We start from the raw sequence: 15,866 nt of genomic DNA, 5'->3' as shown, positions 1-15,866 counted from the left end.
CCTCCACCCAGACCTGAAAAGGTTAATAAACCATTGATGATTGGCGGTGAAGCCTACCGAACGGACAGGCCGATACCCGATCGGATAGGAGCAACTGGCCCGATTTCCACGCGGTGCCGCATCCGGGCCGTGTCAGTCAGCCGATTTCTCCGCGTGCTCTCCCGATGCTCGTCTGTTGCGGTCCCGGCACAGCGGGCAGGTTCAGAGCAACAGTTCAGTTCATGTTCGGAGAGTTCCATGCACTTTCAAGCCGCTCACGCCCTTTTCGACGGCGCACACACCACGCCCGGCACCGCGCTGCCGATCACCGAAATCCTCGGGCAACCGGTGGTGAATGCAGAATCCGGGCCGGTCATCACCACGCTTTTGGATGGTCACCGCCGGACCGTCTTTTTCCTGAACGCCCATTGCGCAAATGTCCGGGCAAAGAATGACCAATATCGAGCAGCCCTGACGCAAGCCGACCTCGTCCTGCCCGACGGGATCGGGGTCGAGCTTGCCGCCGCGATGCAGGGCGAACACCTGGCCGAGAACTTGAACGGAACCGACTTTGTCCCGCGCCTGGTCCGGCGCGCGGCCAAGCTGGGCCAGACGGTCTATCTGCTGGGCGGAATGCCCGGCACCGCACAGGCCGCGGCAGCGCGCCTGCAAGACATGGCGCCCGGCCTGGGGATTGCCGGTTGCCGCGACGGGTTTGGGGGCATCGAACGGACGGACGAAGCCTTGGACGAGATCAACCAGTCCGGCGCAGACATCCTGCTGGTGGCCATGGGCGTTCCGTTGCAAGAACTGTGGATTGCGCGGCACCGCGCACGGCTGAACCCGAACCTGGTGCTGGGTGTCGGCGCGTTGTTCGACTTTCTGGCGGGCAACGTCCGGCGGGCGCCCGGGATCGTACGGCGGGTTCGGATGGAATGGGCGTGGCGGTTGGCGATGGAGCCACGCCGCATGGCCCGCCGCTATCTGATCGGAAATTTCGAATTTCTGGGACGGTGCGTCGCCCAGGTTCTTGGCGGGCTGAAGCCCAGCCGTATTCTTGACCTGACCGTTGCGCTGGCGGCCATGACGGTTCTGGCCCTGCCGATGCTGGCCATTGCCGCCCTTGTCCGGCTGGACAGCCGCGGCCCGGCCCTGTTCCGGCAGACGCGGGTGGGCAGGAACGGGGTGCCTTTCACCGTCTACAAGTTCCGCTCGATGACCACAGACGCCGAAGCGCAAAGGGCAAGCCTCCTGGCGCAGTCCGACCGCGCAGGCGTGTGCTTCAAGGCCCGTCACGATCCGCGTGTCACACGGGTGGGCAAGGTTCTGCGCCGCTTTTCGCTGGATGAGCTGCCGCAGATCCTCAACGTGTTGAAGGGCGACATGTCGATCGTCGGACCGCGGCCTGCCCTGCCCGAGGAGGTCGCCAAATACCCGCCCCGCGCGCTTGAACGCCTGGCCGTCCGCCCCGGGATCACCGGCCTCTGGCAGGTGTCGGGCCGGGCTGCCATCGACTTTGACCGGATGATCGACCTGGACACGGCCTATGTGCGGTCCCGCTCGGCCCTTCTGGATCTGATGCTGATTGCCATGACCGTGCGGGCCGTCGTGTCCGGTCGCGGCGCCTACTGAGAAAACCCAAGGAGAATTGATATGACCAAGATTCGCAAAGCCGTCTTTCCCGTCGCCGGACTGGGCACAAGGTTTCTGCCCGCGACCAAGACCGTGGCCAAGGAGATGCTGCCCCTGATCGACCGCCCTCTGATCCAATATGCCGTCGACGAGGCGCGCGCGGCCGGTATCGAAGAGTTCATCTTCATCACGTCACCCGAGAAAACCGCGCTCGAGGCCTATTTCGGGCGGAATACGGTGCTTGAACGCAAGTTGAAGGATGGTGGCAAGACCGAGTTGTTGAACAACCTGCGCTGCGCCGATCTGGAGGATGGCAAATACTGCTTTGTCCGGCAGGACGCGCCCCGTGGATTGGGCCATGCTGTATCGCTGGCGCGCGAGTGTGTGGGCAACGAGCCGTTTGCGGTGATCCTGCCCGATGACGTCATCAGCGCCCGACGCCCGGCCCTGTCACAGATGGTCCAAAGCTATTGTGACCAAAGCGGCCACATGGTTGCGACCCAATCCGTGCCGTCCGACAGGATCGAGTCCTACGGGGTGGTCGATATCGCCCTGCAGGCCGGGCGTGTGCAAAAACTGCGCGGCCTGGTCGAAAAGCCCAGCCCCGAACAGGCGCCGTCGAACTACGGCATCGTCGGGCGGTATATCCTGCAGCCGTCGATCTTTGATCGTCTGGCCGGCCAGGCACCGGGTGCGGGAAATGAAATCCAGCTGACCGACGCCATCGCTGCCGATATCGAAACCGCTGGCTGCTCGGGCTACGCCTTCGCGGGTGAACGGTTCGACTGCGGCTCGGTCGCCGGATATCTTGAGGCCACCGCGGTCTTTGCCTTGCAGCGGTCAGAGCTGCGCGAAGGGTTTGAGCGGATCATGGTACAGCGCATGGGCCACCTGCGCCCGGCCGCGTAACGGTGGGCACCTATCCGTTCGGATAGGTGCTTATCCCGATGCCCGTCTGTTGCCCGGTCACGCTTTCTGATCTTGTGCAGTTGGACACTAGGAGAATGACATGCGGATTTTACTTGCAGCCCTAGCAATGGTTCTGACTTTGGGCCAGGCACAGGCCCAGGATCTGGCCGAACCCACCGGAGAGGTGGTTCTGACGATCACCGGCAACCTGACCCAGTCCGGAGCCGAGGATGGAGCGCGGTTCGACATGGACATGTTGAAAGCCTTGCTCGCGCGGACATTTGCGACCTCGACGATCTGGACCGAAGGTGAAAACACCTTTGTCGGTGTGCCGTTGTCGGTGGTGCTGGCGGCAGTCGGTGCCGATGGAAGCATGATCCGCGCCACGGCGATCAACGACTATGCGGTCGAAATCCCCATGGACTCGGTCACCGAAAGCGACCCGATCGTGGCCTACGAGATGGACGGCGCCGAGATGTCGCGCCGGCAGAAGGGCCCGCTATGGATCGTCTACCCCTATGACAGCGACCCGAAATACCAGACCGAGGTGACCTATTCGCGCAGCATCTGGCAACTCGATCGTCTTGAGGTCGTTAAATAGCTTGCAACCGGAATGAGTGCAGTAATGAGTAAAGCGCAGTGATCAATCGATGAGGCTCGGATTGAGCGATACCGAAACGCAGGTTTTGCGCCGCCGATGGGTCTTCGGGCTCATCGGCTTCGGCGTTTTGTTGGGTCTGGTCGCGGTGGCGTGGTTGTCGGCGCAGGTGTTTACCGATTTCAACGACCGGCGAGCGGCGCCTTCGGACAATGTCCAATGGACGCTGTCGCAGGTCGAGGTCGACTATCTGTCCTACCTGAACGCTCTGGAAACCGCGTCGGCGGCGCCGGAGGCGGAGAATGGCACGTTGGATCTGGTGCGCCGGCGGTTCGATCTGTTTTACAGCCGTGTTGATACGCTGGCCCAATCCCGCGTGTTCCAGCCGTTGCGCCAGGATGACCGGTTCCGCCTGCCGTTGGAGCGGGTGACCCGGCACCTGAACGCCGCAATCCCCTTGATCGACGCGCCGGATGCCGAGCTGTCCGAACAACTGGACGATCTGAAACGCGTGGCCCTTGAGATCGGTCCGCATGTCCGCACGTTGGCCGTTTCGGGCATCTCGTATTTTGCCACCGAGTCAGACCAGCAGCGCACCCAGACGGCGGCAAACCTGCTGCGGTTGGCGGTTCTGTCGGGGGCCTTGCTTCTGACCCTGGGCGCCGTCAGCGCCTATCTTCTGGTGGTCAACCGGCGCGCCACGCGGCGCGGGCGGGCGCTGCGGCAGGCGAATGAACGGATGAACACGATCCTCTCCACCTCGTTGGACGGGGTGATCGTGGTCGATGCCAAGGGCGACGTGATCGAGTTCAACCCAGCCGCCGAGGCAATATTCGGCTATACAGCGGATCAGGCCCGGGGGCGCTCGATCGGTGACCTGATCGTGCCGCCGCATCTGCGTGAGGCACATCGCGCCGGCATGGTGCGCATGCAGTCTGGTGGAGAACGTCATGTCGTCGGCAAAGGCCGTGTCCAGTTGGAAGCGATGCGTGCGGATGGCGAGCAGTTCCCGGTCGAACTGGCGCTGCAGTCGGCCCGGGCGGGCGATCAGGAAATCGTCATCGGCTTTGTCCGCGATATCTCGCAGCAGGTGGCGGCGCAGCAGGAACTGATCCATGCCCGCGACCAGGCCCTTGCCGGCGAAAAGGCCAAGGCCGATTTCCTGACCGTGATGAGCCACGAGATCCGAACGCCGCTGAACGGGCTGCTGGGCAACCTCACGCTGTTGAAAAACACCCGCACGACCCGGGAACAGGCACGGTTTGTCGAGAACATGGAAATCTCGGGCCAGATCCTCCTGAGCCACGTTGACACCGTTCTGGACATCGCCCGGTTCGAGGCCGGGAAACTGTCGGTGGCGCTGCAGCCCTCAAACCTGAACGACATCCTGCAAGAGATTGTGGACGGTCAAAGCGGCAACGCTGCCTCGCGTGGGAACTCCATCTCGTGGCAATGGCTGGGCGAGGCGCGCCCCTGCGTTGCCGCCGATGCCCAAAGGTTGCGGCAGATTCTTCTGAACCTTGTGGGCAATGCCATCAAGTTCACCGAAAACGGCCGGATCTCGATCGAGGTCGAAATGACCGAGCCCGGCCCCGCTGCAGGCGTCAACATCTTCGAATTCCGCATCATCGACACGGGTATCGGTATCGGCCCGGATGAGGTCGACGTCATCTTTGATGATTTTCACACCAGCGATCCAAGCATCGGTCGGGCCACCGGGGGTACCGGTCTGGGCCTGGGCATCGCACGTCGGTTTGCTTGGGCCATGGGCGGCGAGATCGGCGTTGAAAGCACACCCGGCGAGGGCAGTGTATTCTGGGTTCGTCTGCCGCTCAAGGACGCCGAATTGGACGCCAACGTTGACAGCGACCAGCCAGAGGTTCAGCACGCCCAGCCGTTGGACGTGCTGGTGGTCGAAGACAACGAGATCAACCGCGAGGTGATCTGCAACATGCTGAAACTGGACGGTCACGGGGTGACGGTTGCCGAGAACGGCCAACTGGGCGTGGACGCGGCGGCTGCGCATCGGTTCGACGTGATCCTGATGGATATCAGCATGCCGGTCATGGACGGTCCGACGGCCACGCGCCACATCCGCAGCGGGGGCGGGCCTTCGGCGGAGATTCCGATCATTGCCGTTTCAGCCAACGTGCTGCCTGATGCGGTCGACGCGTTCCGCGCCGCCGGTATGACCGCCTTTGTCGGCAAACCGATCGCCCTGGGTGCCTTGCGCAAGGCCTTGTCGGTGGTCACCGGCCCCGGAGCTTCGACCCGGTCCGAGGACGAAACGGATCATATCGGCGATCTGCGCGCCAGCCTCGGCGCCGACGTCTTTGACCGGCTGCTTGGCAAGTACCTGTCCGAAGGGGATGCCGTCGTCGCGCAGCTTGCCCAGTTGGAGGCCGGTGAAGCAGATCTGGACCAGGTCGCGCAGGAGTGTCACAGGCTGGCGGGAAGCGCGGCGACCTTTGGTGCGATGGGGTTCCGCGATGCGCTGATTGCGATCGAGATGGCCGCAAAATCAGCAGAACGTCAGCAGGTCGCCCTTCTGTTGAACGGTCTGCCCGAGGTTTGGGAGCGGGCAAAGGCTGTGTTGCCCGCCCCCGGTGCGATCAAGGGATGAGCAGCGCGGCGGCCCCGACGATGCCCAGCGACCGGGCGATTTCGGTCACTCCGGTGACCTTGCTGTCGTAACAGGCCACGGCATCACCTGGCAGAACATAGGGGTCGAAGTCGTCACGGTCTCCGCGCCGCAGCAGCTTCTCGATATTGCGCTCGATCACGACCGAGGATCCGGTCACTGGGTTGCGCGTGAACAACACTGCGCTGCGGTTGGCGTTTGTCGTCTTCGACCCGCCGACGCAGTTGCTGTCGACCACGGCCTGCAGGAAACGGGTGCCATAAGGCACTTCACGCACGTCGCGCCCGATGGCGGATTCTGCATTGCCCGCAGCGGGTTGGGTCAGGTTCGACATATACAGTGTCACGCCGGGCGGGCTGATCGGGCTGGGGCGCATCAGCGCGTCTTGGAAACACCCGCGGCTGTTGACCACGATCTGGTCGCCGGTCAGCAGCATGATGTCGGTTGGGTCCGATCCTTCGAACACACCACGCAGATCCATGCGATAGATGCGCCCCTGGCGGTGCAGCTCGACCGCTGACAAGTCGGCATCCGGCCGCACCCCGCCTGCGGCCCGCAGCGCCACCGACAGGTTGCGCCCCTCGGTCGAGGCCCCCAGCGCGCCCTGGCGCCGACGGTCGAGGGAATCGCCCGGAACGCCGCCGATCTCGACCGAGTGCGGCTCGAACACCGCGCCGCGGACACCCACGGTCACCGACGCGAAATCGCTGACCCGCACGGTCACGCGGGGTTCGGCGTTATAGAACTGGGCCGCAACCAGAACGCGGGCCACCTCTTGTTCGACCTGCTCGGTGGTGCGGCCCTGGGCGCGCACGGGCGGCAGGTAGGGCAGCTTGAGGTCTCCGTCACGCGAAACGACATAAGCGTCGCTCAGCAGGTCGTCCCCCTCGATGGTGATCTGGACCATGTCGTTGCGCGACAGTTTCTCGCCCAGCAAGGGGCTGAGCGCCGGTTGCGTCCATTTCGCATATGCATTTGCGCCCTGATCGCCGGCCTGCGGCATGCAGCTCTGGCCGTTCATCGCGGCGGCCTGCAGCAATGGCGTGTCGCCCCGCCGACGTCCGGGTTCGCGGTATTGCGCCTGATAACTTTCGCCGCGCGATACGGCTTCGATGTTGCGCGGGGTCTGCATGCTGCTGCACCCCAGCAGGGTCGAGGCGCTGACGGCCGTAATAAGGAAGGTCTTGAAATTCATGGTCATTTTCATCTCCTGATCTGTCACAGAAGATAAACCGTGCCGCGCGCCCTGCGTCAGCCCGGCATCGGGATGGCGGCTTGTCCCATTCGGATAGGTCCCTCTCCGAACGGTCCCCTGCCCCGTCCGACCGCGTCCGGGACACAGACCCTGGCCACCCGTACAACAGAACCAACAACTGTTTTTCGGGATAACGGCGTCATGACGCACAGCTTTGCACGATCAGGCTTCCTACAGCATCTTTTGGCCTACACCGCGTCCGAAGTGGCGGCCAAGGCGTCGCGCCTAATCGTCGTGGTGGCCGTTGCCCGCACCCTCAGCCCCGAAGCGATCGGTCTGGCCGCAGCGGCCCTGGCGGCGGGCGACATCCTCAAGGCGCTGACCGAGAACGGGGTGAACCAGCGTATCATTCAGGCCCCGTCGGAGGAGCTGGCGCAGCGGTGCAACACGGCGCACCGCATCTTCTGGGTCTGGTGCTTGGGGCTGTGCCTGCTGCAACTGGCGGTCGCGGCGGTGCTGTTCGTCATGGGCCATACGATGCTGGCGATGCTGATGGCGGTGCTGGCCGGCGAATACCTGTTCATGCCGGCGGGCCTGGTTCAGGCCGCACTGGCAATGCGCGAGGGCAAGCTGCAGCAGACCGCCGCGATCGCCGGCGGGCAAGTCGTGGGGGCCAATGCCCTGACGGCGCTGCTGGCGGTGGTCTGGGCCTCGCCTCTGGCGCTGGTCCTTCCGCGCCTGCTGACTGCACCTGTCTGGCTGGTGCTGATGCGCCGCCTGCGTCGGTGGTCGCCTGATCGTCGGGCCGGGTTTGCAGCCTTGAAACCTTTCGTGGTCTACGGCTGGGCCGTTCTGGGCGTCGAACTGGTCAAGGTTCTGCGCCTGCAGGCCGACAAGCTGGTGGTGGGGGCCATGATGGGCGCCGAGGCGCTTGGCATCTATTTCATGGCTTTCAATGCGGGGCTTGGGCTGGCCACTTCGTTCACCCAAGCCTTCTCGGTCGTTCTGTTCCCGCATCTGTGCGCGGCCGAAGACAAGCATGGGGCGCTGCGCCATGGGCTGGGCCTGTCGCTGCTGATCCTGACGCCGCTGGTTCTGCTGCAGGCGGCGCTGGCCCCGGTCTATGTGCCGCTGCTGCTGGGACAGAGCTGGGCCGAGATCGCCCCGGTGGTGTCGGTTCTGTGCCTGGCGGCCCTGCCGACGGTGATCTGGTCGGCGGTCGCCGGGTGGCTGCGGTCGGAGAACCGCCCCGTCACCGAACTGCGGGTCAGCACGGTTCTGGCCGTGGGCCTGATCGCCAACACGACCCTGATGGCGCCGCTGGGCCTGATGCCCGTCGCCGTCGGGTATGTCTGCACCTGCAGCGCCATCATGCTGGCCGCATCCTGGGCGCTGCTGCCGCGGGGGTCTGCAATCACTCAGGAGGCGCGCGCCCAATGACCCGGTTTTCCATCATCGTTCCCTTCCACAATGACGCGGCAACCATTGCCGCCACCCTGAATAGCCTGCTGGGGCAGAGCTTTGCGGATTTCGAACTCATCTGCGTGGGCGACAAGCCCTCGCGCCAGACGACCGAAGTTGTCCGGCAATTTTGCGCGCGCGACGCCCGGGTGCGGGTCGAGGCCAACCCCAATCGCGGCCCCAGCTCTGCGCGCAACTATGGTGCAACTGTGGCCACCGGCGACATACTCGCGTTCTGCGACGCGGATGACCTGTGGGTCACCGACAAGCTGGCCCAACTGGACCGGTTGTTTGCAGATACCAGCATTGATGCGGCCTTTGGCCAGATCGGGTTCTTTTCCGAAACCCCCGGCGATTGTCCGACGCGCTCAACGGTTCCCACCGATCCCCTGACCATTCCAGACCTGCTGGCGGAAAATGCGGTGTGCACGATGTCGAACCTTGCAGTGCGCCGCCTGGTGTTCGCTGCTGTCGGCGGGCTGAACCCGGCTGCGGTCCACAACGAAGATCTCGAGCTGCTGATCCGCTTGGCGGGCGAAGGCCACGTGATCATCGGGGTTGACCGCCTGCAGGTCTGGTACCGGACCAGCGGCAGCGGTCTGTCTTCGGACCTCGAGGCGATGCGGGTCGGGCGCGCTCGGGCGGTTGCAACGGCGGCCCGCTACGGCGTCGCGCCGTCGCGCGCATCCGAGGCGATCTACATGCGGTATCTGGCCCGGCGCGCACTGCGTCTGGGCGCGGAACCGTCGATGGCCCGCGCCTATGCCCGCGCCGGTCTGGCGCTGAGCGCGCGCAGCTTTCTCAACCCAATCCGCCGCGGTGTGCCCACTGCACTTGGCGCGGCACTGGCCCCCGCCCTGCCCCGCCCGATCCGTCGGGCGCTGTTTGCCCGCTGATTCCAACCAGGAGACCCAAAATGCCCCAAGCATCCATCATCGTTCCCGCCTACAATACCGCCGCGACCCTGGCGGAGACTCTGGCCTCGCTTCTGTCGCAGACCCATGACGATTTCGAGATCATCATCGTGGATGACGGCTCGCAGGACGAAACCCCCGCCATTGCCCGCGCCCATGCGACCGACCCAAAAGTGCGGGTGATCCGGCAGGAAAACCGCGGCCTCGCCGGGGCGCGCAATACCGGCATCGCGGCCGCGCGGGGAGATTTCGTCGGCTTCTGTGACGCCGACGATTTGTGGCTGCCCGAAAAGCTGGCCACCCATGTGCGCCACCTGCAGGCCGAACCTGACGTTGCGATCAGCTATTCCGGCAGTGCCATGATTGACGAGGGTGGTCGGTTGATGCGCGTCCGCCAGTCGCCGCGTCTGCGGGACGTGACGGCGGCGCATGTCCTGAAACGCAACCCGATCGGCAATGGATCAGCAGCGGTAATGCGCAAATCCGCCTTGCTCGATCTGGCCTACCGCCCGGCGTTCGAAACCAAGCGCGACTGGGTCTTTGACGAGACCTTTCGCCAGTCCGAGGACATCGAATGCTGGCTGCGGCTGATGCTGACGACGGATTGGCAAATCGCGGGCGTGCCGGGGCTGCTGACCCGCTACCGGATCCATGCGACCGGCCTGTCGGCGGCCTTGGACCGGCAGTTGCAGGCGTGGGAGCGGATGGTTGACAAGCTGCGTCCGCTGAACCCCGAATTCTTTGCCCGGCACGAGGCGGCGGCGCGCGCCTATCAGCTGCGTTATCTTGCGCGCCGCGCGGTCAGCAATCTGGATGCGCACCAGGCTTGGGAGCTTGCGCAGCGGTCGGTTTCGACCAGCGCCCGGCCCCTGATCGAAGAACCCGGCAAAACGTTGACCACCATCATCGCGGCCGCAGCCCTGTGCGCGGTCGGGCCGGCGCCTGTTGTTCAAGCCGGTCGCCTCATGCGCCGCCAGACTTCCATCTGAACCGAGGTTTCCAAATGTCCAAGATCACCGTTCTTCACCTTGTTGATGATACCACGGCCGGTGGGGTCATGCGTATGCTCGACCATCTTGCGCAGCTGCCCGAGCTGGCCAACGAAGTCCACCAAGAGGTTCGCCCGGTCAAGCGGACCGCCTTCAGCTGGGGCAGTTTCGACGCCGATGTCATCGTATGCCACATCGCCCCCGGCTGGCGTTGCCTGCCGGCCTTCTCGGCCCTGCGGGCGATGCATCCTACCAGGCGGCTGGTGCTTGTCGAACACAGCTATACCCGGTCTTTTACCGCCTTGAACGTGCCGCACAAGCGGCGGTTCTTTGCGATGCTGCGCGTGACCTATTCGTTGTTCGATCAGGTCATCGCCGTCAGCAAGGCGCAGGCCGCCTGGATGGCCGAACGTCGGTTGGCCCCCGCATCCAAGCTGAGCGTGATCTCGCCCCAGGTTGACCTGAGCGCGGTTGCCCGCGCAGCCGGGCCGGTCGAGGCGGCCCGGGTCATCGGTGCGATCGGACGGCTCGAGCCGCAGAAAGGCTTCGATTTGCTGATCGAAGGGTTTCGCATGTGCCCCAACCCCGATGCACGGCTTGTGATCTTCGGCGAAGGCAGCCAGCGCGACCGCCTTGCAGCCTTGGCCGCAGGCGACCGGCGGATCGAGTTTCGAGGCCACGCCGACGACCCGGCCGAGGCCTACCGGGCCGTGGACGTGGTGGCGATGCCCTCGCGGTGGGAGGCCTACGGGCTGGTGGCGGATGAGGCGCGCGCGGCGCGGCGTCCGGTCATCGTCAGCATGGTCGACGGTCTGCGTGACCGGATCGGGGCAAGCGGTGTGATCCCGTGCGGGTCCGATCCCAAGGCGTGGCGCAAATCGATCGAGGCAGTTCTGGCGGGTACGCCTCCGGTGGTTCCCGTCCTTGCTCCCAAGGCTGATGGATCCCGCTATGCACAGCGGTGGCAGCAGGTGTTCGATCCGGCCAAACGGTTGTGAGGGCGGCGTGGCCACGGCTACGGCAAGGGGCGCCACAAGAACCAGCGGCAATGTCCGGGCGGGTTTTGTGTGTGCGTGTTGGCCAGGCGACCAAAGGGCTCGAAGCCCGAAGCCTGATAGAACCGTGTGGCGGCCGGGTTGGATGTGTCCAGCCACGCAGAATGACACCCGCGTCGGCGCGCCTCGTCAAAGGCGTGGTCCAGCAACTGCCGACCCAAACCGCGGCGTCGATGGGCCGGGTCGATCCATAAGGTCTTGATCAGCAGCCACCCATAGGAGGTTGCGCCATGCAGGCCGCCCACCCGGCCCGCACCGTCCTGCGCAATCAGCGTGATGCTGGCATTGACCCCTTGCGGCGCGGTTGTTCGCAATTCCGCAAGAAGGGCTTGCTCGACCCAGTCTTCCTGACCGGGGGCGTGAACAATGGATGGGCTCGCCATCGGTCAGGCCTGTATCCATCGGGCGGGGACCGGTGCCGCGCGGCTCATGCCGGGGCGGTTTCCGCGTTCAGGATCTCGATCACCATCGCGGCCGTCCAAGTAAAGCTGCTGCCGCCGCAGGGTTCGGCGGTGACCGGGTCGTAATACTCGGCAAAGCCGCTTTGTTCGATCAGGCGCAGGCTGTCGTCGACGATCCGCTGCACGATCCGGGTCTGGCCCGCGCGTTTCAGACCATCGGCGATCATGTAGTTCACGATCAGCCAGACCGGCCCGCGCCAGTACCTCAGTCCGTCGAATTCAGGGGCCGCCGGGTCATGGCTGGGCACCAGATACGGGACTGCGGCACCGATGGCGTCCAACCGCTGCGCGATGGCCTGCGCGCGGCGCTCGGGGATGGGACAGAACGCCGCCAACAAGCCGCCGATCGAGGGGCTGTCGATCAGCGCGCCGGTGGCCCGGTCAAGGCACAGATATTGCCCGCGGGTCTCACTCCAAAGGGCGTCCATCGCCGCGATGCCCGCCTGCGCAAAGGCGCGTGAGGCGCTTGCGATCTCGGCTTCGCCCAAGTCGTCGGCCAGCGCGGCAAGGTCGAGGCACGAGCGGATCAGGATCGCGTTGAACCCCGGATCGACGACCCGGAACGGCGAGGCGTCATGCAGCCTGGAATTGTCCCAGCCAAGGTCGCGGAAATGTTGCACCAGCCAGATATAGCGGCGGTATTCTTCATCGGTCGGCCTGTGGGCCGGGTTGGCATGGGCTACGTCGCGACGCTGGAACGGGCCCACGCCTTCGGTCGGGACCCGGGCCAGCGCCGCGTCCCAATCGACTGAGTTGTCGCGTCCCGATTCCCACGGGTGTATGATGGCGACCAGACCGGTACCCTCCGGGTCGCGGTTCGTGTAGAACCATTGATGCCAGGCGTGGATTTTGGGCAGCAGGGCGCGGGCCTGCGCATCGGCCAGCGCCCGGTTTTTCGCCCGCGCATGGATCCGCCGCACGGCGAACCCAGCCACCGCCGGCTGCGTGATGCCCGAGGTGGGAACCGCGCGGCCCGTGGCCCAGACATCCGGCCCTGGGAAATAGCCGTCATTCAACTCGTGGAAGATGATATGCGGCACCATGCCATCATCCCACTGATGCCGGAACAAGGTCTCGATCTCGCGCCAGGCGCGGGCCTCGTCGAAATGCGAGAACCCAAGGGCGCTGAGCGCGCTGTCCCAGTTCCACTGGAACGGATAGAGGCCGTGGGTGGGCACCGTGTAGTCGCCCCGGTCGTTTCGGGCCAGAACGGCGCGGGCCTGTTCGATCAGATCCTGTTTCATTGCGCGCTCCTCAGGCCACGGCCAGGGTTGTTTCGGGGTCGAACCAGCGCACCCGGTCGGGCTGTGGGGCCAGGGTCAGGGTGTCGCCGCGGCGGACGGTCAGATCGCTGTCCAGAACCGCGCGGAACAAGGCGCCATCCACGCTGCAGGTGACCAGAAGGTGCGCGCCCAACGGTTCGACCACCTTGACCGTGGCGGCCAGGCCCGTGTCGGCCGGGCGCAGATCCTCGGGGCGGATGGCGAAATGTAGCGGCGTGGTCCGGGACGGCCCGTCGAGGATCTGGCCCGCGACTGTCCATTTGCCGTCTCTGGTCGGAGTGGCGGGCAGGAAGTTCATCGGCGGATTGCCGATGAATCCGGCCACGAACTCGGCCGCCGGGTTGCGGTAGACCTCGATCGGCGAGGCCGCCTGAACGATCTTGCCCTGATGCATCACGCTGATCCGGTCGGCCATGCTCATGGCTTCGACCTGGTCGTGGGTGACATAGATGGCGGTGGTGTTGCTTTCGGCCAGAACGCCTTTGAGCTCGGCCCGCATCTCCATCCGCAGCAGCGCGTCCAGGTTCGACAGGGGCTCGTCCATCAGGATCACGTCGGGCTCCATCGCCAGGGCGCGGGCCACGGCGACGCGCTGGCGCTGACCGCCGGACAGCTCGCCCGAATAGCGCCCCAGCAGCTGGTCGATATGCATCAGGCCCGCAGTGCGCTCGACCCGGCGCTTGACCTCGTCATTGGGCAGTTTCTGCATCCGCAAGCCGAACCCGATGTTTTCGAACACGGTCAGGTGCGGGAATACGGCATAGTTCTGGAACACCATGGCGATGCCCCGATCCTTGGGCGGCAGGTGATCCACCCGGCGCCCCCCGATCCAGACCTCGCCCTCGGTCGCGGTCTCCAGCCCAGCGATGATCCGCAGCAGCGTGGTCTTGCCGCAGCCCGAGGCCCCCAGCAGAACCATGAATTCCTGGTCTTGGATGGTCAGGTTGATGTCGTGCAAGGCTTGGTAACTGCCAAAGCGTTTCGCAACATTTTTGATTTGAATTTCTGCCATTATTCCAACTCCTTGGGGCTGTCAGCGGTTGGCGATGCCCCACATGGCGAACAGGTATTTGCGCACGGCGAAGATGAAGATCAGTGCCGGAACGACAAGGATGAAACCGCCCGCGAATTTCAGATGCAGCGGCGAGGTGTCGAGGTTCTGCAGCAAAAAGGCCGTCAGGGTCCGGTTCTCGATCGTCAGGACGGCGGCGGCGAACACCTCGTTCCACGAGATCACGAAGGCGAAGATGGCCGAGGCCGTGATCCCCGGCAGGATCAACGGCAGCACCACCTTGGTGAAGGCGGTCAGCCGGGTGCAGCCCAGCGTCCAGGCGGCCTCTTCCAGTTCCAGCGGGATGCCGGAAAACAGCGAGAACGTGATCAGCACCGCAAACGGGATGGCCAGCGTGGTGTGCACCAGAGACAGGCCGAATACCGTGTCATCCAGTCCGGTCTGGATGAACATCACCGCCAAGGGCAGCGCCAGAAGCGGCAGCGGAAAGGCCCGGGTCAGCAGGATCAGCAGGCGGAACGCCTCTTTCCCGCGAAAGTCGAACCGGGACAGGGCATAGCCTGCCGGCGCGCCGATCAGGATCGACATGATCATCGTCAGTCCCGCCACCAGGATCGAGTTCTTGAGTGCGGTCAGGATGCCCGCGAAGCCTGCAAAGAACCCCAGGCTGCCCAGGTCGAATTCGGGGATGAAGGGCTTGGGGAAGCTGTTCACCGTTTCCGGCGAGGACAAGGTGTTGATCAGCAGGAAATACAGCGGCACCAGCACCCAGGCGCACAGCAGCACCACCGCGGCGATGTAGACATATCGTCCGGCCCGGCGTGTATCGGGCGCGGCGACATCGGTCGTGACGGTCGTCATATCGTGGCTCCTTTCGGGACACGCAGGGCGCGCAGGATGATCAGGGTGAACCCGATCGAGATGGCGAGGATGATCAGAGCCATCGCCGCCGCTGCGCCGCTGTCAAGCAGGTCGAATTGATAGGCGTAGGTTTCGCTCATGAGGACGGGGAACAGGGTGCCGCCCAGGGCCAGCACCACGGCGAAGACCTCGAAGGCCAGGATCACGCGCAGCACCAGTGCCGTCTGCAGCGACGGGCGCAGCAGCGGCAGCGTGATGCGGGTGAAGCGTTTCCAGGGTGAGGCGCCAAAGACCTCGGCCGCCTCGTAGTATTCCTTGGGGATCAGGCCGATCCCGGCCACCAGGATTACCAGCATGATCGCCGTAGCGCGCCAGATCTCGGCCAGGGCGATGGCCAGGAACACCACGCCGGGGTGCTGATAGCTGAGGAAATTCACCGGCCGGTCCACTACGCCCAGCCCAGAAAGCATGGAGTTCAGGAAGCCCGACTGTTCGAAGATCGCCAGCCAGATGATGCCCGCGGCCAGATCCGAGATACCCAGTGGGATGGTCCAGACATACAGCACCAGGTCGCGCCCTCGCTGCATCTTGTTGACCATCGTGGCCATCAGCAGCGCCAGCGCCAGTTGCACCGGAACCACCGCCGCCGCCAGCAGCAGCGTATTCTGCAGCGAGATCGGGAATTTCCAGTACCCGACCACCTGCCGGAAATTGTCCAGCGTGAATCCGTCGCCGGTGTTGAAAGCCTGCTTGGCTACCAGGACGAAAGGATACAGAAAAAACAGGCACAGAAACGCCGTCACAGGCAGGATCAGCACATAGGGCAACACACGAGCGTTCATCAGATCGCTCCTTTCCTTGCGGAAGTTCCGGTGG

Annotated in this window: 14 protein-coding genes; 8 read left to right on the top strand and 6 right to left on the bottom strand. The window is 64.6% G+C overall.

Annotation, left to right across the window (positions count from 1 at the left end; translation table 11 throughout):
• The first annotated feature begins 237 nt into the window (after positions 1–237).
• The 4 genes from ACR0JC_RS14430 (at position 238) to ACR0JC_RS14415 (ending at position 5,741) form a co-directional block, all read left to right on the top strand.
• Positions 238–1,611 (top strand): sugar transferase, encoded by a 1,374-nt coding sequence (locus tag ACR0JC_RS14430; RefSeq protein ID WP_170341593.1) that lies wholly within the window; start codon positions 238–240, stop codon positions 1,609–1,611.
• A 21-nt stretch (positions 1,612–1,632) separates the two neighbouring features.
• A complete protein-coding gene (locus tag ACR0JC_RS14425) occupies positions 1,633–2,520 on the top strand; it encodes a UTP--glucose-1-phosphate uridylyltransferase (protein WP_170341590.1) in 888 nt (295 codons plus the stop codon).
• 100 nt (positions 2,521–2,620) lie between these two features.
• Entirely contained in the window at positions 2,621–3,121 is a 501-nt protein-coding gene (locus ACR0JC_RS14420; protein WP_254430774.1) for a putative pterin-binding protein, read from the top strand.
• Between the two features lie 61 nt (positions 3,122–3,182).
• Positions 3,183–5,741, top strand: coding sequence for a hybrid sensor histidine kinase/response regulator (locus ACR0JC_RS14415; protein WP_170341588.1), 2,559 nt, complete (start codon positions 3,183–3,185; stop codon positions 5,739–5,741).
• Here ACR0JC_RS14415 and ACR0JC_RS14410 read toward each other — a convergent pair.
• Positions 5,731–6,960: a polysaccharide biosynthesis/export family protein gene (locus tag ACR0JC_RS14410; protein ID WP_170341586.1), complete on the bottom strand. Its 1,230-nt coding sequence runs from the start codon at positions 6,958–6,960 to the stop codon at positions 5,731–5,733. The genes ACR0JC_RS14415 and ACR0JC_RS14410 overlap by 11 nt on opposite strands.
• A 195-nt stretch (positions 6,961–7,155) precedes the next feature.
• On the opposite strand from ACR0JC_RS14410, the gene ACR0JC_RS14405 reads away from it, so the two are divergent.
• Genes ACR0JC_RS14405 through ACR0JC_RS14390 form a run of 4 tightly spaced genes read left to right on the top strand, consistent with a single transcriptional unit; the run spans position 7,156 to position 11,316 of the window.
• Positions 7,156–8,394 carry an oligosaccharide flippase family protein gene (locus tag ACR0JC_RS14405; protein ID WP_170341584.1) on the top strand — a complete coding sequence of 413 codons (1,239 nt, stop codon included), beginning with the start codon at positions 7,156–7,158 and terminating at the stop codon, positions 8,392–8,394.
• A complete protein-coding gene (locus ACR0JC_RS14400) occupies positions 8,391–9,311 on the top strand; it encodes a glycosyltransferase family 2 protein (RefSeq protein WP_170341582.1) in 921 nt (306 codons plus the stop codon). Before ACR0JC_RS14405 ends, ACR0JC_RS14400 begins: the two co-directional genes overlap by 4 nt.
• 20 nt (positions 9,312–9,331) lie before the next feature.
• Positions 9,332–10,318, top strand: a complete 987-nt coding sequence (locus ACR0JC_RS14395; protein ID WP_170341580.1) for a glycosyltransferase family 2 protein — start codon at positions 9,332–9,334, stop codon at positions 10,316–10,318.
• 14 nt (positions 10,319–10,332) lie between these two features.
• Positions 10,333–11,316 (top strand): glycosyltransferase family 4 protein, encoded by a 984-nt coding sequence (locus tag ACR0JC_RS14390; protein ID WP_170341578.1) that lies wholly within the window; start codon positions 10,333–10,335, stop codon positions 11,314–11,316.
• Between the two features lie 17 nt (positions 11,317–11,333).
• Here the strand turns inward: ACR0JC_RS14390 and ACR0JC_RS14385 are convergent, their stop codons facing one another.
• From ACR0JC_RS14385 to ACR0JC_RS14365, 5 genes are read right to left on the bottom strand one after another with little or no spacing between them, the layout of a single operon-like run.
• Positions 11,334–11,756 carry a GNAT family N-acetyltransferase gene (locus ACR0JC_RS14385; protein WP_170341575.1) on the bottom strand — a complete coding sequence of 141 codons (423 nt, stop codon included), beginning with the start codon at positions 11,754–11,756 and terminating at the stop codon, positions 11,334–11,336.
• 44 nt (positions 11,757–11,800) lie between these two features.
• Positions 11,801–13,078 carry an amylo-alpha-1,6-glucosidase gene (locus ACR0JC_RS14380; RefSeq protein WP_170341573.1) on the bottom strand — a complete coding sequence of 426 codons (1,278 nt, stop codon included), beginning with the start codon at positions 13,076–13,078 and terminating at the stop codon, positions 11,801–11,803.
• A 10-nt stretch (positions 13,079–13,088) separates the two neighbouring features.
• Complete coding sequence (locus tag ACR0JC_RS14375) at positions 13,089–14,129, bottom strand: ABC transporter ATP-binding protein (protein WP_170341571.1); 1,041 nt, start codon at positions 14,127–14,129, stop codon at positions 13,089–13,091.
• A gap of 21 nt (positions 14,130–14,150) precedes the next feature.
• Positions 14,151–14,990: a carbohydrate ABC transporter permease gene (locus ACR0JC_RS14370; protein WP_170341552.1), complete on the bottom strand. Its 840-nt coding sequence runs from the start codon at positions 14,988–14,990 to the stop codon at positions 14,151–14,153.
• On the bottom strand, positions 14,987–15,832 hold the full coding sequence (locus tag ACR0JC_RS14365; protein WP_170341551.1) for a carbohydrate ABC transporter permease: 846 nt from the start codon (positions 15,830–15,832) through the stop codon (positions 14,987–14,989). The genes ACR0JC_RS14370 and ACR0JC_RS14365 overlap by 4 nt, the downstream gene beginning before the upstream one ends.
• Positions 15,833–15,866 lie beyond the last annotated feature (34 nt).

The sequence above is a fragment of the Ruegeria sp. CH5 genome, from assembly GCF_056537025.1.
This window is presented reverse-complemented; position numbering and strand designations above follow the sequence as displayed.